Source organism: Amycolatopsis circi, assembly GCF_003385235.1.
GTDB lineage: Bacteria > Actinomycetota > Actinomycetes > Mycobacteriales > Pseudonocardiaceae > Amycolatopsis > Amycolatopsis circi.
This window is the reverse complement of record NZ_PQIA01000062.1, coordinates 14,912-37,709: the sequence shown is the minus strand read 5'-3', so window position 1 is coordinate 37,709 and position 22,798 is coordinate 14,912. Positions and strand designations below refer to the sequence as shown.

General features: G+C 69.3%; 19 protein-coding genes. 11 read left to right on the top strand and 8 right to left on the bottom strand.

Annotation, left to right across the window (positions count from 1 at the left end; all coding sequences use genetic code 11):
• Positions 1 to 186: 186 nt before the first annotated feature.
• On the bottom strand, positions 187 to 951 hold the full coding sequence (locus tag D0D37_RS24910; RefSeq protein ID WP_116202981.1) for an IclR family transcriptional regulator: 765 nt from the start codon (positions 949 to 951) through the stop codon (positions 187 to 189).
• Between the two features lie 87 nt (positions 952 to 1,038).
• Here D0D37_RS24910 and D0D37_RS24905 point away from each other — a divergent pair, with 87 nt between their 5' ends.
• Genes D0D37_RS24905 through D0D37_RS24895 form a run of 3 tightly spaced genes read left to right on the top strand, consistent with a single transcriptional unit; the run spans position 1,039 to position 3,912 of the window.
• Positions 1,039 to 1,785 (top strand): SDR family NAD(P)-dependent oxidoreductase, encoded by a 747-nt coding sequence (locus D0D37_RS24905; protein WP_162834455.1) that lies wholly within the window; start codon positions 1,039 to 1,041, stop codon positions 1,783 to 1,785.
• A gap of 46 nt (positions 1,786 to 1,831) precedes the next feature.
• A complete protein-coding gene (locus tag D0D37_RS24900; RefSeq protein WP_244223660.1) occupies positions 1,832 to 2,944 on the top strand; it encodes an NAD/NADP-dependent octopine/nopaline dehydrogenase family protein in 1,113 nt (370 codons plus the stop codon).
• Positions 2,941 to 3,912 carry a 3-hydroxyacyl-CoA dehydrogenase NAD-binding domain-containing protein gene (locus tag D0D37_RS24895; RefSeq protein WP_116202979.1) on the top strand — a complete coding sequence of 324 codons (972 nt, stop codon included), beginning with the start codon at positions 2,941 to 2,943 and terminating at the stop codon, positions 3,910 to 3,912. The genes D0D37_RS24900 and D0D37_RS24895 overlap by 4 nt, the downstream gene beginning before the upstream one ends.
• 37 nt (positions 3,913 to 3,949) lie before the next feature.
• On the opposite strand, the gene D0D37_RS24890 is transcribed toward D0D37_RS24895, so the two are convergent.
• Entirely contained in the window at positions 3,950 to 5,014 is a 1,065-nt protein-coding gene (locus tag D0D37_RS24890; protein ID WP_208720134.1) for a tetratricopeptide repeat protein, read from the bottom strand.
• A gap of 292 nt (positions 5,015 to 5,306) precedes the next feature.
• On the opposite strand from D0D37_RS24890, the gene D0D37_RS24885 reads away from it, so the two are divergent.
• The 3 genes from D0D37_RS24885 to D0D37_RS24875 all read left to right on the top strand — a co-directional run bounded on the left by D0D37_RS24885 (position 5,307) and on the right by D0D37_RS24875 (position 10,371).
• Positions 5,307 to 6,506, top strand: coding sequence for a thiolase family protein (locus tag D0D37_RS24885; protein WP_116202978.1), 1,200 nt, complete (start codon positions 5,307 to 5,309; stop codon positions 6,504 to 6,506).
• A complete protein-coding gene (locus tag D0D37_RS24880; protein WP_116202977.1) occupies positions 6,506 to 8,614 on the top strand; it encodes a 3-hydroxyacyl-CoA dehydrogenase NAD-binding domain-containing protein in 2,109 nt (702 codons plus the stop codon). The genes D0D37_RS24885 and D0D37_RS24880 overlap by 1 nt, the downstream gene beginning before the upstream one ends.
• 143 nt (positions 8,615 to 8,757) lie before the next feature.
• Entirely contained in the window at positions 8,758 to 10,371 is a 1,614-nt protein-coding gene (locus D0D37_RS24875; RefSeq protein WP_116202976.1) for a PHP domain-containing protein, read from the top strand.
• Positions 10,372 to 10,415: 44 nt separating this feature from the next.
• Here D0D37_RS24875 and D0D37_RS24870 read toward each other — a convergent pair whose 3' ends face one another.
• From D0D37_RS24870 to D0D37_RS24845, 5 genes are all read right to left on the bottom strand, one after another.
• Entirely contained in the window at positions 10,416 to 10,817 is a 402-nt protein-coding gene (locus D0D37_RS24870) for a PIN domain-containing protein (protein ID WP_116202975.1), read from the bottom strand.
• Positions 10,814 to 11,101, bottom strand: coding sequence for a type II toxin-antitoxin system Phd/YefM family antitoxin (locus D0D37_RS24865; protein ID WP_116202974.1), 288 nt, complete (start codon positions 11,099 to 11,101; stop codon positions 10,814 to 10,816). Before D0D37_RS24865 ends, D0D37_RS24870 begins: the two co-directional genes overlap by 4 nt.
• Positions 11,102 to 11,145: 44 nt before the next feature.
• The gene (locus D0D37_RS24860) at positions 11,146 to 12,270 is read right to left on the bottom strand and encodes a sensor histidine kinase (protein ID WP_116202973.1); all 1,125 of its coding nucleotides are present in this window, start codon (positions 12,268 to 12,270) and stop codon (positions 11,146 to 11,148) included.
• Positions 12,267 to 12,938, bottom strand: a complete 672-nt coding sequence (locus tag D0D37_RS24855; RefSeq protein WP_162834454.1) for a response regulator transcription factor — start codon at positions 12,936 to 12,938, stop codon at positions 12,267 to 12,269. The genes D0D37_RS24860 and D0D37_RS24855 overlap by 4 nt, the downstream gene beginning before the upstream one ends.
• 236 nt (positions 12,939 to 13,174) lie before the next feature.
• The gene (locus D0D37_RS24845; RefSeq protein ID WP_162834453.1) at positions 13,175 to 14,659 is read right to left on the bottom strand and encodes a PucR family transcriptional regulator; all 1,485 of its coding nucleotides are present in this window, start codon (positions 14,657 to 14,659) and stop codon (positions 13,175 to 13,177) included.
• Positions 14,660 to 14,766: 107 nt separating this feature from the next.
• Between D0D37_RS24845 and D0D37_RS24840 the strand changes: the two genes are divergently transcribed.
• The 5 genes from D0D37_RS24840 to D0D37_RS24820 are packed head-to-tail and all read left to right on the top strand — an operon-like array spanning position 14,767 to position 21,659.
• The gene (locus tag D0D37_RS24840; RefSeq protein WP_116202971.1) at positions 14,767 to 16,218 is read left to right on the top strand and encodes a sodium:solute symporter family protein; all 1,452 of its coding nucleotides are present in this window, start codon (positions 14,767 to 14,769) and stop codon (positions 16,216 to 16,218) included.
• The gene (gene speB, locus D0D37_RS24835) at positions 16,215 to 17,168 is read left to right on the top strand and encodes an agmatinase (RefSeq protein ID WP_116202970.1); all 954 of its coding nucleotides are present in this window, start codon (positions 16,215 to 16,217) and stop codon (positions 17,166 to 17,168) included. Before D0D37_RS24840 ends, speB begins: the two co-directional genes overlap by 4 nt.
• Entirely contained in the window at positions 17,165 to 18,808 is a 1,644-nt protein-coding gene (locus D0D37_RS24830) for a thiamine pyrophosphate-binding protein (protein ID WP_116202969.1), read from the top strand. Before speB ends, D0D37_RS24830 begins: the two co-directional genes overlap by 4 nt.
• Positions 18,805 to 20,211 (top strand): aminobutyraldehyde dehydrogenase, encoded by a 1,407-nt coding sequence (locus D0D37_RS24825; RefSeq protein ID WP_116202968.1) that lies wholly within the window; start codon positions 18,805 to 18,807, stop codon positions 20,209 to 20,211. Before D0D37_RS24830 ends, D0D37_RS24825 begins: the two co-directional genes overlap by 4 nt.
• Positions 20,211 to 21,659 (top strand): purine-cytosine permease family protein, encoded by a 1,449-nt coding sequence (locus D0D37_RS24820; protein WP_116202967.1) that lies wholly within the window; start codon positions 20,211 to 20,213, stop codon positions 21,657 to 21,659. The genes D0D37_RS24825 and D0D37_RS24820 overlap by 1 nt, the downstream gene beginning before the upstream one ends.
• Before the next feature lie 49 nt (positions 21,660 to 21,708).
• Here the strand turns inward: D0D37_RS24820 and D0D37_RS24815 are convergent, their stop codons facing one another.
• Positions 21,709 to 22,797 carry a hypothetical protein gene (locus D0D37_RS24815; RefSeq protein ID WP_244223659.1) on the bottom strand — a complete coding sequence of 363 codons (1,089 nt, stop codon included), beginning with the start codon at positions 22,795 to 22,797 and terminating at the stop codon, positions 21,709 to 21,711.
• Between the last annotated feature and the right edge of the window lies 1 nt (position 22,798).

The following is a 22,798-nucleotide window of genomic DNA, read 5'->3' as shown; positions in this document are numbered from 1 at the left end:
ACCAAGACGGTGCTCGCCCTAAAACCCGACCACAACGCGGGATCGTGCCGGCGTTTGGGGGCTGCCCGGCGTGACAGGCCGAAGGCCCCTCACGCCGGGCAGCCCCCAAACGTCGGCTTAAAAGCGATCCCGCCCGCGGCGGCGAAGCCGACGCCAAAAACACAGCTGGTGAGCTACCCCGCCAAATCACGCCCGACGACGAGCCGACCTGCGATAACCAAGCGACCGCGCCACTCCGGTCGCCGTCGTGACCACCGCGGGCACCAAATGCGCCACCGAGGTCGTCTCACGGCGGCCTACGACCGCGACCGCGGCGGTGACCTGGGCGGAAGCGTCGCGGATCGGGGCGGCGACGGCGACCGCGTCGTCGGCTAATTGGCGGTCGGCGACGCAGTAGCCGGTGCGGGCGATGTCGGCGAGTTCGGCGCGCAGGGTCTCCGGGTCGGTCGTGGTGTGCTGGGTTTCCGCCGGGATCGGGCTGGTCAGCGCGGATTCGCGGGTGCCTGCGGCGGCGTGTGCGAGCAGCACGCGACCGGTCGCGGTGGTGGTCGCGGGCAGGCGGCTGCCGGTCGTCGTGAGGATGCCGACCGAGCGGTGTCCGGCGAGTCGGGCGAGGAACACGACGTCTGTTCCGTCCAGCACCGAGAGGTGCACGTTTTCGCCGGTCGCGTCGAACAGGTCGCCCAGGTAGGGCAGGGCGATTTCGCGGATGGAGGCCCGGGCCAGCGAGAGCGAGCCAAGCTCCCACAGTTTCAGGCCGAGGTGGTAGCCGCCGCGGTCGTCGCGGGCTAACGCGCCCCATTCGGTCAGCTCGCCGACCAGGCGGTGCGCTGTGCTCAAGGGCAGGCTCGCCGCCTGGGCGATCTCGGTCAGGGACAGCACCGGCGTCTGCGCACTGAAGCAGTCCAGCACCGACAGCAGCCGGGCCGCCGCGGTGGGTCTGGCTTCCATGTGGCGGAAGTCTGATTGAGGCCGGGCCGCGATGCAAGCGACACTGCGGGCGTGGGTCGGCCAAGCGGGGAACACAACGAGTCGGTTTTGATCACGGGAGCGGGTTCGGGTCTCGGGCTGGGAGCGGGATTGACGCTCGCGGCGCGCGGGCACCGGGTGTTCGCCACGGTGGAACGGGACGATCAGGTCGAGCCGACGCGGGCGGCGTTCGCCGAGCGCGGGCTCGCGGCGGAAGTCTCCCGGCTTGATCTGCTCGACCCGGCTGATCGTGCGGCAGCCGCGGCGCTCGACGCGTCGGTTCTGCTCAACAATGCCGGATTCGGTGCCGAAGGCCCGCTGTTGCGTACGGATTCCGCAGTGGTCCGGAAGACGTTCGAGGTCAACGTCTTCGGCACGCTTGAGTTGACGAGGCTGGTCGCCGACCGGCTCGTCGCGGCCAGGCGCGGCGGGCGGATCGTGTTCGTCACGTCGGTGGCGGGGCTGTTCGTCGCTCCCGGCGCGGGTGCGTACGGGGCCAGCAAGTTCGCCCTCGAAGCGATGGCGCAGGCGGTGCGGCAGGAGCTGCGGCCGCACGGGATCGAAGTCCGGGTCGTCGAACCCGGGCCGTTTTCCACTGGGTTCAACGAAAGACTCGTCGAGAACTCGCCCGCGTCGGACCACGACTTTTCGGATTTCCTCGCCATGCAGCGCGATCCGGCCCCGGCGATCGAGACGATCGCGCGGGTCGCGGTCGAATCCGGGCCGTACCGGACGCTCGTCCCGGGCGAGTTCGGCGCGATCGTGCGGGAGCAGCAAGATCGGCTGTGGGCCGCGACCGACCTTGCCGACCCGTGAGAAAGTGCGGTCGGCGCATCAGAACACCAGCACCAGACAGGAGCACATGACAGTGAAGATCGCGGTTCTCGGGGGCGGGCACGGTTCCTGGGCCACGGTGGCGGAACTCGCCGAGCACGGCCACGAAGTGCGCTGGTGGCGGCGGAACGCCGAGGCGCTGGAAGCGTTGCGCGCGACCGGGGCGGTGGCCGTCTGGGATTACCGGGGCTCCCGTTCGGTGCCGGTGGGCGACGCTGCCGGGGAGATCGACCCGGTGGCGGATCTCGCCGAGGCGGTGCGCGGCGCGGCTCTGATCGTGATCCCGCTGCCCTCGACCACGCACGACGACCTGGCTCCCCGGCTCGCCCCGCTGCTGACCGAGGGCCAGGTGGTGTTCCTGCCGCCGGGCACGTTCGGTTCGATGGTGTTCGCCAAGGCTGTCGCCGCGGCGGGCGGAAGTTCGGAGATCGCGTTCGCCGAAGCCGGGACGCTGCCGTACCTCGCGCGTCGGCACGGGGACGCCGAAGTGGTGATCAGCGGGTACGCGACCCGTCTGCCGACCGGGGTTTTCCCGCTGCGGCTGGCGGAAAGCGCGTTCAAGACCCTGCGCGAGGCGTACCCGAGCATCGAGGACGCGGGCGACGGGCTCAGCGGAGCGCTGATGAACGCGGGCCCGATCATCCACCCGCCGTTGATCACGATGAACGCCGGTCCGCTGGAGCATTTCGCCGCCTGGGACATCCACAACGAGGGCACGCAGCCGTCGATTCGCAGTGTCACCGACGCGCTCGACGCCGAGCGGGTCGCGCTGCGCGAAGCGTTCGGCTACGGCGCGCCGCACTTCCCGCTGGCGGATCACTACGCCACCGACGGCGAGGAGTGGATGTACGGCCGCTCGGCGCACGAGCGGCTGACCGACAGCGGCGACTGGCGCGAGAAGATCGATCTCCACACGCACCGCTACATGGTCGAAGACACCCGGCTCGGACTGTCGCTCCTGGTGTCCGCGGGCCGATGGGCCGGGGTGCCGACGCCGGTCGCGGAAGGCCTGCTGGCTTTGGGTTCCGCGATCACCGGCCGCGACTTCTACGCCGAGGGCCGGACCTTCGAAAACCTCGGTCTGGCAGAACTCGACCGCGCCGGGCTGACCAAGCTGCTGCAGGACGGAGTCCAGTCGTGATCGCGATCGTCGGCGCCGGGCGGATGGGCGAGGGCATCGCGCTGGCCTTCCTCGCGGCGGGCCACCCGGTCCTGCTCGCGGACGTCAAGGACCGCACCGAGGAAGAACGCCAGCTCCGGCGCGACGAGGTCCGCAAGCGCCTCGCCGACCGGCTGCGCGCGATGTTCGGCCACGCCGACGCGCTGGAAAGCCTGACGATGGGCGACCGTTCGGCGAAGGAACTCGCCGACGCGACCGTGGTGTTCGAGGCCGTGCCGGAGGTCATGGACGTCAAGCGCGAGGTGTTCGGCTGGCTCGGCTCGCAGGTGCCGGAGTCGGCGGTGCTGGCCTCGACGACGTCGACCTTCCTGGTCACGCAGATCGCGGAACTCGCCGACCGGCCGGAGCGGGTCGTCAACGCGCACTGGCTCAACCCGGCCGAGCTGATGCCGCTGGTCGAGGTCAGCCGGAGCGACGACACCGATCCGGCAGCGGTCGACCGGCTCGTGGAACTGCTGCGCGAAATCGGCAAGGTGCCGGTGGTGTGCGGGCCCGCCGCCGGGTACATCGTGCCGCGGTTGCAGGCGCTGCTGATGAACGAGGCCGCGCGGATGGTCGAGGAAGGGGTCGCCGGTGCGGCCGAAATCGACCTCGCGGTCCGCGCCGGTCTCGGGCCGCGGTTCTCGGTGCTGGGTCCGCTGGAATTCATCGACTGGGGCGGCGGGGACATCCTGTACTACGCCTCGCGCTACCTGACCGGCGAACTCGGCGAGCGGTTCCAAGCCCCCGCGATCGTCGAGGAGAACATGACCGGCCAGCGGCGAGGGCTCCAGGACGGGGCCGGGTTCTACCGCTTCGACGCGGCCGGGGTGCCGGATTACCGCGCGGCGCGGATGCGGGAGTTCGAGGAGATTTTCCGGCTGCGCGAACCGCATTTGCAGGACGGGACGCCGGTTCCGGTGCGTCCGGAGGACGATTCGGCGGAGTGATCCGTGGTTGACGGCCGCGGGTTCAGGCCCGCGGCCGTCAGCACTCCGCAAGCCATCCGGTTGCCTCGGCGACGCGCGGATGGGCTGCGCCGAGGACTGCTTTGAGCCCGGCTACCACGGATTCCAGCTCTGCCGCCGCACCCGCTCGGTCGCCTCGTTGGGCAGCAGCTCGGGCCAGCGTCGCGCGGAGGCTGAGCACCACCGGATGTCCCGCTGGCCAGGCACCAGCGGCCAGCACCGCCCGCGCCGCTTGCTCGGCTTCGTCCAGGTTTCCGCTCTCCACGCAGGCTCGCGCGAGCGCGCCGCGGACGATCAGCGCGCCTCGGCCCCGCGCTTCGCCCAGGGCCTGGCGGAGCAGGTCGGCTGCCTCGCGCGCTTGCCCGGCCAACAGGAGAACGGTTGCCAGCGACTCCCCCAGCTTCGGCCACTTCTCGAACAGCTCGCGCACCGGAGCGATCGCCGCCTCCGGATCTCCGATTTCGGCTCGCACCACCAAAAGGAGCCCGCGGAACGCGTCTCGTTGCTCGTCGGTCTCGCAGAGCGCTTCCCCGTCCGACAGCAGTTGTTCGGCCGTCTCGTACCGGGCCAGCGCGCGCAGCATGACGACCTTCCGGCGTCGTCCGGCTCGCGTCAGGGCGTGCGCCGGGCCGAGTTCGGCGGCGCAGTAGTCGACGTGCGCGTCCAGCACCGCCAGCGCGTCTTCGTACTGCGCTGCCACGCCATAGGCTTCCGCGAGAAACAGCTGGGTCTTGAACGTCGCGGGCTGGCGCGCGCCCCAGGTTTCCTCGAACGCCTCCGCGGTGCGTTCCAGCAGCGGGATCGCCTCCGCCGGACGGCCTTGCGATGTCTGGCAATACGCCAGATTCGCCCACGCGGCAAGGGTGTTCGGCTCGCGGGGGCCGAATTCGTCCGTCAACGCGGGCACGAGATCCGTGTAGTGCCGCTCCCCTGTCGCCCAGTCCTCGTTCTTGAGCAGCAACTGGCCCAGCAGAAGCCGCCGACGCAGGTTCGGCACGCTCCTCGGGTTGCGCGCCTTCGCGAGGGCGGCCTGCAGTGCGACGACCTCGTCGGCCGGTTCTGGCTTCGTGCGGAAGAGTCCCACCTGGACAGTCTGCTCGCCCGCGCGGTTCGGTCCCAGCGCAGGTCCACTGTGGACTCCATCGGACGCCCGGCTCGCCGGTTTCGCCAGGAAACGCCTCTTCGCCCCCGTCGTCCAGTTGGCGCGCTTGACCGCGCCACAAGACCCCGGGAGTGTGCCGTCCCCCACTCGACCGGGCCACTCCCCTGGTTACCGACGGGTAACAAGGACTAGGGTGCGGGCAGGAACACTCTCTACTTCAGGAGCATTCGTGGCCGCACCAGCAACGCCGCCGCTCGCGCCCACCGCGCGAGGGGTGCGCAATGTCGTCTTCGTCGAAGGGGTACGCACGCCCTTCGGCAAGGCGGGCGACAAGGGCATGTACGCCGGGACCCGGGCGGACGACCTCGTCGTCAACGCCATCCGCGAGCTGCTGCGGCGGCATCCGGAGCTGCCGCCCGAGCGCGTGGACGAGGTGGCGATCGCCGCGACGACGCAGATCGGCGACCAGGGCCTGACCATCGGCCGCACCGCCGCGCTGCTCGCCGGGCTGCCGAAGTCCGTGCCGGGCTTCGCGATCGACCGGATGTGCGCGGGCGCGATGACCGCGGTGACCACCACCGCGAGCGGCATCGGCTTCGGCGCGTACGACATCGCCATCGCCGGCGGCGTCGAGCACATGGGACGGCACCCGATGGGCGAGGGCGTCGACCCGAACCCGCGGATCGTCGCGGACAAGCTGGTCGACCCGACCGCGCTCGTGATGGGCCAGACCGCGGAGAACCTGCACGACCGGTTCCCGGAGATCACCAAGGAGCGCACGGACGCGTTCGCCGCGCGCAGCCAGGAGCGCTACGCCGAGGCCGTGAAGACCGGCAAGATCGGTCCCGAACTGGTTCCAGTGGCGACCAAGTCGAAGGAACTCGGCTGGGGTCTCGCGACCGAGGACGAGCCGCCGCGCCCGGGCACGACCGTCGAGCAGCTGGCGAAGCTGAAGACGCCGTTCCGTCCGCACGGCCGGATCACCGCGGGCAATGCGGCCGGTCTCAACGACGGTGCCACCGCGGCGATTCTCGCCGACGAGGACACCGCGCGCGAGCTGGGTCTTCCGGTCGGGATGCGGCTGGTCGGCTACTCGTTCGCGGGCGTCGAGCCGGAGGTCATGGGCATCGGCCCGGTGCCGGCCACCGAGAAGCTGTTCAAGCGCACCGGTCTGTCCATTGAGGACATCGGCCTGTTCGAGATCAACGAGGCGTTCGCGGTGCAGGTGCTCGCGTTCCTCGACCACTTCGGCATCGCCGACGACGACCCGCGGGTCAACCAGTGGGGCGGCGCGATCGCGTGCGGCCACCCGCTGGCCTCGTCCGGCGTGCGGCTGATGACGCAGCTGTCGCGTCAGTTCGCCGAGCGCCCCGACGTGCGCTACGGCCTCACCACGATGTGCATCGGCATCGGCATGGGCGGCACCGTGATCTGGGAAAACCCGGCCTACAACGGCTCTGAGGGGGCGAAGTAATGACTTTCACCGCTGAAGAGGCGAAGGCCGCGTTCCCGGACGAGGTCGTGACGAACGCGGTCACGAACCTGGTCAAGGTGCCCGGGCTGGACAAGCCGGTCGCGCTGATCACGCTCGACAACGGCCACGACCACACCCGGCCGAACACCTTCGGGCCGCAGGGTCTCGTCGCGCTGAACGCCGCGCTGGACAAGGCGTTCGCCGCCGAGCCCGCCGCGATCGCGGTGACCGGCAAGCCGTTCATTTTCGCGGTCGGCGCGGACCTTTCCGGCGTCGAGGCGGTGTCGGACCCGAAGCTGGCGCGGGAGATCGCGCAGACCGGGCACGACGTGTTCCGCCGGCTCACCGAGTCGAAGATCCCGACGTTCGGGTTCGTCAACGGCGCGGTGATGGGCGGCGGGCTCGAACTCGCGCTGTCCTGCCACTACCGGACGCTGTCGGAGAACACCGCCGCGATCGCGTTCCCCGAGGTCTTCCTCGGCCTGTTCCCGGGCTGGGGCGGCACGCAGCTGCTGCCGAACCTGATCGGCCCGGACGCCGCCGTCACCGTGATCATCGAGAACGCGTTGGCGCAGAACAAGATGCTGAACGTGCGGAAGGCCGCCGAACTCGGCATCGTCGACGAGGTCTTCGGTTCCGCGGACTACCTGGAGCAGTCGCTGCTGTGGCTGGCCAAGGTCGTCAACGGTGAAATCACCCCGGCCCGCCGAGAAATCGACCGCAGCGCGGAATGGGACGCGGCTATCGCGCGCGCTAAGTCCATCGTGGACGGTCGCACGCACGGTGCCTCGCCGGGCGCGACCAAGGCCGTCGAACTGCTGGAGCTGGCGCGGGAGAACGATCTCGACCGCGGGTACGCGGCGGAGACCGACGGGCTCGCCGAGCTGCTGATGTCGGACGTGCTGCGCGCCGGGCTGTACTCGTTCAACCTGGTCAACAAGCGGGCGAAGCGGCCGGCCGGCGCGCCGGACAAGTCGTTGGCGCGCAAGGTGAACAAGGTCGGCATTGTCGGCGCGGGCCTGATGGCCAGCCAGCTGGCGCTGTTGTTCGTGCGCCGCCTCAAGGTGCCGGTGGTCCTTACCGACGTCGACCAGGCGCGCGTCGACAAAGGCGTGGGCTATGTCCACGAGGAGATCGACAAGCTTCTGGCCAAGAAGCGAGTGTCGCCGGACGGCGCGAACCGGCTGAAGGCTTTGGTGACCGGCTCGCTCGACAAGGCGGCGTTCTCCGACGCGGACTTCGTGATCGAGGCCGTTTTCGAAGAGCTGGGCGTGAAGCAGCAGGTGTTCGCCGAGCTGGAGCAGCACGTCTCCCCCGAGACGATCCTGGCGACGAACACCTCGTCGCTGTCGATCACCGCGATGGCCTCGAAGCTGCAGCATCCGGAGCGCGTGGTCGGCTTCCACTTCTTCAACCCGGTGGCCGTGCTGCCGCTGCTGGAGATCGTGCGCGGCGAGAAGACCGACGACGCGACGCTGGCGACCGCGTTCTCGGTCGGCAAGCAGCTGAAGAAGTCGAGCGTGCTGGTGAAGGACGCGACGGCGTTCGTCGTGAACCGGCTCCTGCTGCGCTTCCTCGGCGAGGTGCTGGTGGCCGTGGACGAGGGCACGCCGTTCGACGTGGCCGATTCCGCGCTGGAGCCGCTCGGCCTGCCGATGTCGCCGCTGAACCTGATGCAGCTCGTCGGCCCGGCGATCGCGCTGCACGTCGGCGAGACGCTGCACGGCTCGTTCCCGGACCGCTTCACCGTGAGCGAGAACCTGGCGAAGTTCGTCAAGGCGGGCAAGAAGGGCGTGTGGACCTGGGACGCGACCGGCACGCCGTCGGTCGACCCGGAGGTCGCCGAACTGTGGACGCAGGGCGACCAGCCGTCGACTGCCGAGCAGGTCCGCGACCGCGCGCTCAACGCGATCGCCGAGGAGGTCCGGATCATGCTCGACGAGGGCGTGGTCGCGGAGGCCCAGGACATCGACCTGTGCCTGATCCTCGGCGCGGGCTGGCCGTTCTGGCTGGGCGGCATCACGCCGTACCTCGACCGGGCGGGCGTCTCGGAGCGGGTCAACGGCAAGCCGTTCCTCTCCCAGGGCGTCGCTTCGGTTCCGGCGTAAAGCCTTGGCGGAGCCGCCCTGTTCCGCAGGGCGGCTCCGCCGTGAACCCGGACACATCGAGCACTTCGTGACCTTCCGGGCACCCGCCGTTCACCGCTGCCCCATAGCGTCCTGCCGAATCATCGGAGCAGGTCAGGAGCAGGATGAACACCACGGACCCGGGCGGCGTCGGCCGTCGCGGATTCTTCAAGCGCGCTGGGCTCGTCGGCGCCGTCGCGGCCGGGACCCCCGTGCTGGCCGCGGGCCAGGCCGACGCGCTGGACCTCGATCTGGGGCTTGACCTCGGCATTGACTTCGACTGGCTGTTCGGCCGCCATTACCAGTGGGTCGTCGGCGATCATCACACGCACAGCCAGTACTCGTACGACGCGATGTACCCCGTCGACCGGATCGCGGCCGGCGCGCGCGAGCACGGCGCGAAGTGGATCGTCTTCACTGATCACGGGCACGCGACGCACGAGAAGTCGTCGGTGGAGCCGACCGGCCGCGACGTGCTCGCCGCGCAGCGGAGGCATCCGGATCTGCTGCTGTGGCAAGGCATGGAGTGGAACGTGCCGGGCGCGGAGCACGCCACGCTGTTCTTCCAGGCCGGACGCGACCAGGCGACCGTGCTGCGCGAATTCGAGCGCGGTTTCGACTGGCGGCTGACCGGTTCCGAATCCTCCAGCCCGGAGCACGAAGCGTTGGCGCTCAAGGGTTTGCGGTGGCTCGCCGAGCAGGAGCGCACACGCCGGATCCACGCGCCGGTCGTGCTGGTCAACCACCCGCTGCGCAACGGCCGCGTGTCGCCGCACGAACTGCGCAACTACCGCGACACCGCGCCCGGCATCGTGATCGGCATGGAGGGCGCGCCCGGCGCGCAGGCCGACGGATTCCCCAAGCCGCAAGGCAACGGCGGCGCGCGCGGCGGTTACGGCAACAACTCTGGCGCGGACTCGTGGCCCGGCTTCCCGGCCGAGGCGTACCGGACGTTCGGCGGCTGGGACTGGAGCACCGCGAAGGTCGGCGGACTCTGGGATTCCCTGCTGGCCGAAGGAAAACCGTGGTGGATCACCACGAACTCCGACTCGCATTACAACCGTGGCGACCACCTGGTGCGGCCGTCGGTGCCGGACGGCTGGTACGAGCAGACCGGCAAGTACCCGGACCCGGTCGACAGCGGGGTTCCGCAATTGTCCGCGCCGTACGCGGATTTCTACCCCGGCGAGTTCAGCCGGACCGTGGTCGGCGTGCGTCGCCCGGGCTTCGAAGGTGTGCTGGAAGGTCTGCGCGCGGGCCGGATTTGGCTGTCTCACGGCGGTTTGGTGCAGCAGCTGGAAGCCGGCGTGTTCGGCGGCGGGGATTGCGCGACGTTCGGCGGACGGCTGCGCGTGCGCCGCGGCTCGACGGTGACGGTCGTCGTTTCGGCGGTGACCGCGTACCGGCCGAACGGGGCCGGTTCGGTGCCGCAGTTGGGTCGGCTGGACCTGATCTCGGGCCCGGTCACCGGCCCGGCGGCGGATCGCGACACGATGACTGCGCCGGGTACGCGGGTGGTGGAGTCGTTCACGCCTTCGCGCGGCTATGCGGGACGGCGAGTGACGTTCAAGCACACGTTCCGCAACGTGCGGGAGCCGTTCTATGTCCGGGTGCGCGGGACGGACGGCAGGCGGCATGTCGCTGGCGGGATTGAGCCCGCGGCGGACGTGATCGGACAGGCGAATCCGTACGAAGACCTTTGGCTGTACGGGAATCCTACGTTCGTGGACGTCCACTGAGGACAGTGTGACGGCAGGCGCGGTTTCGGCCGCGCCTGCCAGGTTCAGATCTCGACGACGTCGACCAGCCGGTCCAGCCCTACGAAGTCCTTCAGGTTCCTGGTCAGCAGCGGGATCTGCTGCGCCGCCGCCGTCGCCGCGATCTGCAGGTCCATCCGGCGGGGTCGCGGATCCCGCCCGAACCGCCGGACCAGCGCCGCACCCGTGCCGTACATCTTGGCCTCGTCGACGCCGAACGGCAGCACTGCGAACTGGTCGAGAGCGCGGCGGTAGCGCTCGACCCGTTCCGCGAGCCGGATGGGATCCTCAGTCGCGAGACCGTAGGCCAGCTCCGCGATGGTCACCGAACTGACCGCGGGCACCGCGGACGCGTACGAGCCCAGGTCGAGCCGTTCGAGATCGATGACCACCGAGGTGTCGAGCAGTACCCGGGACGGAGCGGTCACTGGTCTTCGCCAGGCTCGCCGAGACGGTCCGGCCCGAAGACCGCGTCATCGGCTTCCCGCTCGCGACGCCATTCGGCGCTGTCCATCGGCGGCAGCCCGCGGAAAGCTTCCTGGATCTCGCCGAGCGTCCGATCCCGCCGCGGCTCTTCCGGGGCGCGGTGCGGCACCAGGTCGGCTACCGGTTTCCCGTTGCGGGTCACCACGAACGACTCGCCGGCCGCCACGCGTCGCATGATCTCCGCGTTGTCGTTGCGCAGCTCTCGCTGGCCGATTGTGTACCCCATAACACCGGATTGTAGCACTTTTTCTCAAAAGTGCTACATAAGTGCTACGCGGCTGGCAACCGCACCGTCACCGCCAGTCCGCCACCGACCACCGGCTCCGCGGACACCGTCCCGCCGTGCGCCTGCACCGCCGCGCGCACGATCGACAGCCCTAGCCCGGCCCCCGATCGCGCCGTCCGGGCTACCCCGGCGCGGCGGAACGGCTGGAACAGCTCCGGCACCGCCGCCGGGTCCAGCAGCCCGCCCGACGAGCGCACCCGCAGGACCGACCACTGCCCGCTCGGCTCGGTCGTCACCTCGATCCAGCCGCCGTCGACGTTGTGCCGCACCGCGTTCTCGACCAGGTTCCCGGCGATCCGTTCCAGCAGAGCCGAATCGCCGATCGCGGGCGACGGTTGCATCGCGAAATCCGCGCGCAGGCCCCGTTGTTCGGCCTCGCCGCGAACCGCGGACCAAGCCCGTTCCACGAGCACGGTCAGGTCGACCAGCTCCCGCGTCACGAGACCGGCTCCGTCGGTACGAGCCAGCAACAGCAACGAATTCACCAGCTGCCCCGCTCGGTTCGTCGCGTCCAGGACCACCCCGGCCATCCGGCGGAACTCGGCCTCGTCGGCTTGTTCGTCGGACAGTGTCACGTCCAATTCCGTGCGGATCACCGACAGCGGAGTACGCAATTCATGGCTCGCGTTGGCCACGAAATGGCGCTGCGAATCGAAGGCGTCCTGCAGCCGGTCGAGCATGTCGTCGAACGTCCGGGCCAGCTCGGCCAGTTCGTCGCGCGAGCGGATCTCGCCGATGCGCTCCCCCATCGACTCGATCGACAGCCGTCGCGCGGTTCCGGTGATCTCGCGCAGCGGGCGCAGCACGCGGGAGGTGAACGTCCAGGCCAGGATCGCCGCCGCGGCCACCACGAAGCAGAACGCCAGCGACCCGAAGATCAACACCCGGGTGACGGCGTGCGTGCGCAGGTGCTGCGCGAGCGTGGACGCGTCCACGTCGACGCCGTCGACCCGGACGATGGTGCCCGGCGGCATGTGCGGCACGGCGTCGACCGCGTCGCCGACGAGCGTCCACGCCAGCCACAGCAGCAACAGCCCCGCCGCGGCGACCAGGACGGTCGCCAGGACGGTGACGCGCACCCGCAGGCTGCGGGCACCGGGAAGCTTCACTCGGAACCGGCGACCGACACCCGGTAGCCCGAGCCGACCACGGTCTCGATGATGCCCGGTTCGCCGAGCTTCTTGCGCAAAGTCATCACGGTGACCCGGACGGTCGTGGTGAACGGGTCGGCGTTCTCGTCCCACACCCGTTCGAGCAGTTCCTCGCTGCTGACCACGGACCCGGCCGCGGACAGCAGCACCTCGAGCACGCCGAACTCCTTGCGGGTCAGCTCGACCGGCCCGCTCGCCCGCCGGACGGTGCGCTTCGCCGGATCCAGCTCGACGTCGCCTGCGGTGAGCAGCGGCGGCGCGGCGGGCGTCGCGCGGCGGCCCAATGCCCGTACGCGCGCGACCAGCTCCGGGAAGGCGAACGGCTTGGCGAGATAGTCGTCCGCGCCCAGCGACAGCCCGTCCACCCGGTCGGACACCGAACTGCTCGCGGTCAGCATCAGCACCCGCGTCAGCTCGCCGGACGTCACGATCTCGCGGCACAGGTCGTCGCCGGACATCCCGGGCAGGTCGCGGTCGAGCAGCACCACGTCGTACCGCGTGACGGACGACTTCTCGTGCCCGTCGTCGCCCGTGAGCGCGACGTCGACGGCCATGCCCTCCCGCCGCAGCCCGCGGGCGATCGCGTCGGCCAACGGCTCTTCGTCTTCGACTACCAGAACTCGCACCAGCCCACAATCCCATAGTTTCCTGAGAGCACCTGAGAGAGTCATGCGACGCGGGGACAAGCGGGCGGATCGGCTCGGACGGCGGAAGTCCTCCGTCTCCGAGTTTTGTGGGGACAGCTCCGCGTTTCGACCGCTGTCGCAGGTGGTTTCGTTCGCGACGAATTCGCGGATGTCGTTGGCCACGCCGGAGTTGCCGAGAGCGAACCAGGGCGCAAGACCTGAATGGACACTCGCGTTCACCCCCACCGCAACGCGAACCACAGTCGCATCCGCGTTTCCGGATCGGCCAGCTCGACGTCCAGTGCTCGTTCCACTTGTCCGATCCGGTGCCGCACGCTGTTGCGGTGCACGTCGAGTTCGGTGGCGGTGCGGTCCCAGCTGCCGTGGTGCGCCAGCCAAGTCCGCAGCGTCGGCACCAGCTCTCGACCGTGCGCGCGGTCCAGTTCGCGCAGCGGAGCCAGCAGCCGATCAGCGAACGCGCCGGCCGCGGCGGGCGGGATCAGCTGGTCGAAGCCGAGCGGGTCGGCGCTGGCGGCCAGCGGACGGGCCAGCGCACGGGCGCGGGCGAGCAGCAATTCGGTTTCCGCGACAGCAGCGGGGAGGTCGGCGGCGGGATGCGGCGGACTCGCTACCGCTAGCCAGCCGTGTTCGAGGAGGCCGTCCAGGTCGCCAAGCTCGCCAGTGATGGCGTAGAACCGGGGGCCGGGCAGGACTTGGACCAGCGGGGTGTCGAGGCGGGCGCGCAGCCAGTCCGGGCGCCGGGCGAGTGCTTCCGGGCCGCGTCGGTGGGCGACTCCGGCGACCAACCGGGCCTGGTCGCCGCCGACCACTCCGGCGAGGGCGTCCGCACCAGGGCCGCCGAGCAGCAACGCGGTGGCTGCGGCACCGAGTTCCGCGCTGTCCGATCCGGCGCGGCCGACCAGACCCAGCAGCGCCGCGCCGACGGCCAGGATCGCCCGGTCTCCGCTGTCGAACCGCTGCGCCCGGCCGACCACGACCAGGTGCGCGGCGGTCGCTTGCGGGTACACCGGCTGCGCGACGACGTGCGTGCCGTCGGGCAATTCGGTGGAGGCGATGCGGATTCCGGAGCGAGCGCGCAAGGTCGCGAGCAGTTCCTTCACCGGCGACGGCAACGGCTGCGGTGCGTCGTAGCCAGCCGCCAATACGTCTCCGGCACCGACCATGGCGACCCACCCGCGGAGGCGTCCGGCGAGCGCGGTGACCAACTCCCCTAGACCGCCGCCTGCGGCTCGCGTCAGCGCTTCGCGGCCTTCGGCCAGCCGTCGTTCTTCGTGCCGCCCCGCCTCGGCCAGCGCGACCGCGACGGCGCGGTTGATCGCCAGGAACGGCGTCGCGGGCGGAACAACCAGCAGCGGCAGACCGTGCTCCGCGCAGGCGTCGCGCAGCGAAGGAGGCAGGGTTTCCGAAACCGTCGGGGTGAGGCCGAAGCCGAGCGCGGTGACGCCCGCGTCGCGCAAACCTCGGACGTAGCGGTCGGCGTCCTTCGGCAGATTGACGCCTGCGGTCAGCACAAGTTCGGCACCCACCAGGTAGGGCGCGGGGTCGGCGAGTTCGCTCACGTGCGCCCACCGCACCGGCCGGTCCAGGGCTCCCGGGCGCAGTGTTTCGGGCACGACGTCGAGCGCCAGCTCCGGGTTGCCCGCGACGGTGCGTAGTGGAACTGTCACCTCCGCGGGCAACAGCACGTCGAGGTGGGTCATTTCAGCCAATCTTCTGCGAAGTCCTGGATACATCGTCCCATGCCGCCGCGGGGTCGCCCGACCCTACGGTGTCCCGCAAGAACCCCACCCCGTTTCAAGGAGGACCCGTGGGCGGCGACTATGCGGTGATCGCGCTGTACATCGCGGGCATGATCGGGGTCGGCTGGATAGGCCTCCGGCTGGCCAAGACCAAATCCGACTACCTGGTCGCCGGACGGCGGCTCGGCTGGTTCATGTACTCCGGCACGATGTCGGCCGTCGTGCTCGGCGGCGCCTCGACCGTCGGCGGCGTGAAGCTCGGCTACACCTACGGCATCTCCGGCGCATGGCTGGTGATCACGATCGGCGTCGGGATCCTGGTGCTGCACGCGGTTTTCGCGCGGCGGCTGGTGAAACTGCGCGTCTACACCGTCGGCGAGATGCTCGACCTGCGCTACGGCGGCCGCGCGAGCGCGGTGTCCGGCGTGGTGATGTGGGGCTACACGCTGATGCTCACGGTCACCTCGACGCTGGCGTTCGCGTCGATCTTCAAGGTGCTGTTCTCGATCCCGAGCTGGGCCGGGATCGCGATCGGCGGGTCGATCGTGGTGCTGTACTCGGTGCTCGGCGGCATGTGGTCGATCACGCTGACCGACATCGCGCAGTTCGTGATCAAGACGATCGGCATCCTGTTCGTGCTGCTGCCGATCGCGCTCGTGTCGGCAGGCGGCTTCAGCGGAATGGCCCAGAAGCTGGACGCGTCGTACTTCGAGTTCACCTCGATCGGCGGCGAGACGATCCTGACCTACTTCCTGATCTACACCTTCGGGTTGTTGATCGGGCAGGACATCTGGCAGCGCGTGTTCACCGCGCGCACCCCGCGCGTCGCGACCGGCGGCGGCATCATCTCCGGCGTCTACTGCCTCGTCTACGGCATCGCGGGCGCGCTGATCGGTACGGCGGCGAAGGTGCTGTACCCGGATCTCGGCAGCGCGCAGGACGCCTTCGCCACCATCGCCGAACGGCTGCTGCCCACCGGCGTACGCGGTCTCGTGCTCGCCGCGGCGCTGTCCGCGCTGATGTCGACCTCGAGCGGCGCGCTGATCGCGTGCGCTACTACGACGACTTCGGACCTGTTCCGCAAGATCGGTCTTAAGAGCGGCGAGGTCTTGCGTAACCGAGTGACGACACTTGTGCTGGGCATCGTGGCCATCGGTATCGCAATGCTCGTGGACGACGTCGTCAACGCGCTCACCATCGCGTACGACATCCTCGTCGGCGGCCTGCTCGTCACGATCATCGGCGCGCTGTTCTGGAAGCGCGGTACTCGCGAAGGCGCGTACGCGTCGATGGTGGCCGGGACGGTGTCCGTCATCGCCTTCATGATCATCGACGGGGTTGCGGCCAACAGTCCGATTTATTGGGGTCTCGGCGTCAGCCTTGTCGTGTACATCGGCGTCAGCCTCGCGACACCGCGTACGCCGGACAGCATTCTTTCCGTGTGGACACAACGTTTGCACGGCTCCGAAGCCGCTGAAGATCTCAGCGCATCCGAAACCCGACAGGAGTTGACCCAGTGAGTGAACAGCGTCCGGTCGGCCCGCTCGACTCATCGCAGATCCCGCGCTTCGCCGGCTTCGCGACATTCGCGCGGCTGCCGCGGATCGACGAAGTGCCGAGTGCCGACGTAGCCGTGGTCGGCGTGCCGTTCGACTCCGGCGTGTCCTACCGCCCCGGTGCGCGGTTCGGTCCTTCGGCGCTGCGCGAAGCGAGCCGGCTGCTGCGGCCGTACCACCCGGGTCTGGACGTTTCGCCGTTCGCCGAGAAGCAGGTCGTCGACGCCGGCGACATCGCGGTCAACCCGTTCCACATCGGCGAAGCAATCGAGAAGCTGCAGCAGGAAGCCGAAACGCTCACCGCGGGCGAGACGAAGCTGGTGACTGTCGGCGGTGACCACACCATCGCGCTCCCGCTGCTGCGCGCTGCCGCGAAGAAGCACGGTCCCGTCGCGCTGCTTCACTTCGACGCCCACCTCGACACCTGGGACACCTACTTCGGCGAGCCGTACACGCACGGCACGCCGTTCCGTCGCGCGGTCGAAGAAGGCATTCTCGACACCAGCGCCGTTTCGCACGTGGGCACGCGCGGCCCGCTGTACGGCAAGCGTGACCTCGAAGAGGACCGTCGCCTCGGCTTCGGCATCGTCACCTCCGGCGACGTACTGCGCCGCGGCATCGACGAGACCGTGGACGCGCTTCGCCAGCGCATCGGCGACCGTCCGCTGTACGTGTCCGTGGACATCGACGTGCTCGACCCCGCGCACGCGCCCGGCACCGGCACGCCGGAGGCGGGCGGCATGACCAGCCGCGAACTGCTGGAGATCCTGCGCGGCCTTCGCGGGCTCAACCTCGTCGGCGCGGACGTCGTGGAATTGGCCCCGGCCTATGACCACGCCGAGATCACCGCAGTCGCCGCTTCGCACGTCGCTTACGACCTGGTCAGCCTGCTGGCGCTGGGACGCGACGCATGACCCGGATCGGCGGCGACGTTGTCGTAGAGACGCTGCGGGCGCTCGGTGCGGACACCGTGTTCGGCCTGCCCGGACAGCACGCGCTCGGCCTGTTCGAGGCGCTGCGCCGCGCGGACGACCTGCGCGTGGTCAGCTCGCGAGTGGAGAACAACCTCGCCTTCGCCGCGGACGGCCACGCGCGCGCCCGGCTCGCCGCCGATCCGCACGGCCCGGTGCCGGTCACGCCGATGATCGTGTCGACCGGCCCCGGCGCGCTGCTCACGCTGGCGTCGCTGCAGGAATCGCGCGCGGCCTCGGTGCCGGTGCTCGGGATCTCCAGCCAGATCCCGGTCGCCGGGCTCGGCGGCGGACGGCACGGTTACCTGCACGAACTGCCGGACCAGCAGGCCAGCTTCCGCGATGTCGTGAAGTCGGTGCACGTGGTCCGGTCGATCAGCCAGATCCCGACCGCGCTGCGCGAGGCGTGGGAATCCGCCTCGACCGCGCCGTACGGGCCGGTATGGGTGGAAATCCCGCAAGACGTGCTGCTCGCCGCGGCGAACCTGCCACAGTTGACCAGCGTGACCGCGGCTCCGGCTCCGCTCGAACCGTTGCCGGAGCTGGTGGACTCTGCGGCGAAACTCCTTGACGCAGCGAAGAATCCAGTGATTCTCGCCGGTGGCGGCGCGCTGCGTTCCGGGGCGCACGACGAGCTGCGCCAGCTCGCCGAAACCCTGCGCGCGCCGGTGGTGTCGACGTTCGGCGGCAAGGGCGTTTTCGCCTGGGACCACGAGCTGTCCGCGCAATCGTGGATGGAAGACTGGCACACCACGGAATTCCTCTCCGACGCCGACGTTCTGCTGGTACTCGGCTCCGGACTGGGCGAGTTGTCCAGCAACTACCGCGAGTTCGCACCGCGCGGCCGGATCGTGCAGGTGGAAGCGGATCTCGGGAAACTGGAGTCGAACTACCCCGCGCTCGCGCTGCACGCGGACATCCGGCACACCCTCCGCGCGCTGCTTGACCAGCTCACGCCGCGCACCGCAGATGGTCGCGCCGAAGCGGCGGTGAAGGATCTGCTCGCCCGCGTGGAGTCCAGGTTGGACAGTCAGCCGCTCGCCGCGGAGCGGAAGCTGCTCGACGACATCCGCGCCGCCCTCCCCGACGGCACGCAAACCTTCTGGGACATGACAATCGCGGCCTACTGGGCGTGGTCAGTGTGGAATCCGGACGGGGCGCCGATCCACACGGCGCAGGGTGCGGGCGGTCTCGGCTACGGCCTGCCCGGCGCACTCGGTGCTGCCGCGGCGGGTGTGCGATCGCTGGCGGTTTCGGGTGACGGCGGCGCGATGTACGGACTGGCCGAGCTGGCCACCGCCGTGCAGCACCAGCTCGACGTCACGTGGCTGGTCATCGATGACGGCGGCTACGGCATCCTGCGCGAATACCTCACCGGCGCGTTCGGCCAGACCACCGCGACCGAGCTGCCGCGACCGGATTTCGTCGCGCTGGCCGAGTCGTTCGGCATCCCCGCCCGAAAGACCACTGTGGACACTGTCCGCACCGACCTCGCCGACGCGCTGCGCACTCCCGGCCCGTCCGTCGTCGTGCTTCCCGCGCTGCTGAAGATGTTCGCCCCAACCCATTTGGAGCACTCGTGACCCACATCCGCAACTTCGTCGGCGGTGCTTTGGTCGACATGTCCGACACCGAGGCGACCCTCGAGCTGACCGACCCGGCCACCGGCAAGGTCTTCGGCACGAGTGTCCTTTCCGGACGGAATGAGATCGACCTCGCGACGGAATCGGCGGCGCGCGCGTTCCAGTCGTGGCGGCGCAGCACGCCCGCGCAGCGTCAGGAAGCCCTGCTCAAGATCGCCGACGCGCTGGAAGCCCGCGCGGAAGAATTCGCCGACGCAGAGGTCCGCGAGACCGGCAAGGTCCGTTCGGTCATGCTGGACGAGGAAATCCCGGAATGCGTGAGCACGCTGCGGTTCTTCGCCGGTGCGGCCCGGCAGCTCGAAGGCACCGGCGCGGGCGAATACCTGGCCGGGCACACGTCGGTGATCCGCCGCGAGCCGATCGGTGTGTGCGCGCAGATCGCGCCGTGGAACTACCCGCTGATGATGGCCGTCTGGAAGATCGGTCCGGCGCTCGCCGCGGGCAACACCGTGGTGCTCAAGCCCGCGGAAACCACGCCGTCCACCGCGGTGCTGCTGGCCGAAACCGCGGCGGAATTCCTGCCGCCCGGCGTGTTCAACGTCCTGTGCGGCGACCGCGAAACCGGCCGCGCGCTGGTCCGGCATCCGAACACCGACCTGGTGTCCATCACCGGCTCGACGCGCGCCGGCATCGACGTGGCCACTGTCGCCGCGGCCGACCTCAAGCGCACCCACCTGGAGCTGGGCGGCAACGCTCCCCTGCTGGTCTTCCCGGACACCGACGTCGCCGACACCGCCGAGCGGATCGCCGACGCCGCGTTCTACAACGCCGGACAGGACTGCACCGCGGGCAGCCGCGTGCTGGTGCACCAGAGCATCCACGACGAATTTGTTGCCGCGCTGACGAAAACAGCCGCCACCCGCCGTCCAGATGTCGATTACGGCCCACTCAACAGCCGCGCCCAGCTCGACCGCGTCCTCGGGCTCCTGGAGCGGTTGCCGTCGCACGCCCGCATCGAAACCGGCGGCACCGCGACCGGACCGGGCTTCCAGCTCGCGCCGACCGTCGTGTCCGGACTCCGCCAGGACGACGAACTGGTTCAGGAAGAAATCTTCGCCCCAGTCATCACCGTCCAGTCGTTCGCCGACGAGACGGAAGCGCTGGAGCTGGCCAACGGCGTCCCGTATGGCCTCGCTTCTTCGGTGTGGACGAACGACGTCGCCCGCGTCGCCCGGGTGTCGCGCGACCTCGATTTCGGCTGCGTGTGGGTGAACACGCACGGCCCGCTGACCGCCGAAATGCCGCACGGCGGGTTCGGCCACTCCGGGCACGGCAAGGACCTCTCGGCGTACTCGTTCGCCGAGTACACCCGCGTCAAGCACGTGATGACGAGGTTCGAGTAATGAGCGACAAAGTCACCGAGGTCGAACAGCACGGCATCGCGCCGATCCCGGTCGCCGAGCAGACGTCCCGGCCGCGCGACCTGTTCCGGCTCGCGTTCGGCGGGGCCAACACGTTCGCCACGATCATCCTGGGCACGCTGCCGATCGCGTACGGGCTGAGCTTCTGGGCTGCCCTCGCCGCGACTGTCGTAGGTGTAGTGCTCGGCGCGCTCGTGCTGTCCCCGATGGCTCTGTTCGGCCCCCTCACCCGCACCAACAACGCGGTTTCGTCCGGCGCGCACTTCGGCGTGGTCGGCCGGTGCGTCGGCTCGTTCCTGTCGCTGCTCACCGCGATCACCTTCTTCGCGATCTCGGTGTGGGTGAGCGGCGACGCGGTAGCCGGTGCGGCACAACGGCTTTTCGGCATCGACGGCGGCCCGGTCCTGCGCGCGGTCGCGTACGGCGTGATCGCGATCGCCGTCCTCGTCGTGTGCATCTACGGCTACCGCTTCATGCTGCTGGTCAACCGGGTCGCCGTGACGCTGGGCACGCTCATCATGCTGGTGGGGATTTTCGCCTACGGCGGTTCGTTCGACCCGTCGTTCACCGGCAGCGGCAACTTCGCCCTCGGCACCTTCTGGCCGACGTGGATCCTTGCCGTGCTGACCGTGATGGCGAACCCGATCTCGTTCGGCGCGTTCCTCGGCGACTGGTCGCGCTACATCCCCGCGACCCACTCGCGGCGCTCGATGCTGGCCGCGCCGTTCCTCGCCCAACTGGCGACGCTGCTGCCGTTCGGCTTCGGCATCGCGACCGCCACCCTGGTCGCCGACCCGGCCGACTACGTCACCGGCCTGACCGCGATTTCCCCGCTCTGGTACGCGATCCCGCTGATCGTGGTCGCCCTGATCGGCGGATTGTCCACCGGCACCACCGCGTTGTACGGCACCGGCCTGGACTTCAGCTCGATCTTCCCGCGCCTGTCCCGCGTCCGGGCGACGCTGCTGATCGGGACGCTGAGCGTGCTGTTCATCTTCGTCGGGAATTTCGTGCTCGACATGGTGTCCAGCATCAACGCGTTCGCGACGCTGATCGTGCTGTGCACGTCGCCGTGGATGGTCATCATGATGATCGGCTACGTGCAACGCCGCGGCTACTACGACCCCGCCGACCTGCAGGTGTTCAACGAAGGCCGCACCGGCGGACGGTACTGGTTCCACCGAGGCGTCAACTGGCGCGCGATGGCGGCCTGGATCCCGGCCACCGCACTGGGTCTGCTGTGCGCGAATACGCCGATGATCACCGGACCGCTGGCCGGGATCGCGGGTGGGGTGGACATCAGCCTGGTGGTGACGCTGTGCACGGCCGCGATCGCGTATCCGGTGCTGGTGAAGGTGTTTCCGGAGCCGCGAGAGGTCTTCGGGCCTGCTTCGGCTACCGCTGTGGAAACGGTGACTGCCGAAGCGTGAGGGACGAAACTGCGGGTTCCCTTGTTTCGGGGGACCCGCAGTTCTTATTTCACAAGTCAACTGTCGATCGAGCTGTTTCCAACGCGTGAAGCGATACATACCGTTGCTTCTGCACGAAAGCCGAGCCCCGTCCGCTACCGCTGTGCGGAAGGGGCGCACTCAACTGCCGATGGGTCTGATCGCCCGGCTTCGTCAACAGAAACACCTGGTATCGCCCATGGCGCCAAGCACCGGCGGAAGCTTCGATCACCGCAGCGATCTTGCGGTCGAACCGGTCATCCGATGCTCGCAGCCGACCGGCCGACTCGGGTGTCCACTCGACGCCGTCCCGGCGGTGGACAACCGCCGGAACATCCTGCTTGATTTCCCGGTCGGAGTAGAAAGCAATCCGCTGAACTGGGCGAAAAGCACGACCGGACTGGCATACATAGGCACGCACTTCCTCGTAGAGCGGCCATGCGTGTTTCGCGGGAACGACCACTGTGTCCTCAGCGGTGACTGGACGCTCGGCGTAAACAGCCATCGCGGGGCTGCATTGCTCCAGCCATCGTGCCGCATCGCCATCGATGTACGACGCCAGTTCGACAAGCTTCCGGATCTCGAAAGGGATATCCACGTTGATCGTCGAGTCGTGGTGTGCCAGCCGGTTCCGGAACTTGCGGACCCGTTCTGCCGCGACGACAACCTGCTTGCGTGTGCCATTGGAATAAGGAAAGGCGTGTCGCAGGCACTCCCGCCAAAGCTGTTCGTACTTCGGCCCCAGCAAGCCCGTCCAGAAGCCAAAGCTCAATCCGGCGACGATCTGGTGCCGTGTTTCCTGTCGCAAGGCACGAAGCCGATGGCGGACAGCGGACACCGCCTGCTCGACGTAGTCGCCGCCAGGCACCTGAAGCAAGAACCAGGGAATGCCGCAATCGTCTTCGCGGAAATGCTCGCGCAAACACCGATCGAGAGCGTTGCGCAGCAGCACCTCTAGATGACCGACTGTCAGGAAGGCAGCCGACGACATGCGCGCGCTCCACGCATACAGATCCAGCGCGAGGTCGCGATCTCCTCCCGCTTCAGCCAGGTAGGGCGCCATCCTCGGTTCGGACAGCATGTTCCAGACCACGGTTCGGTCTACGTCGACAGACGACACC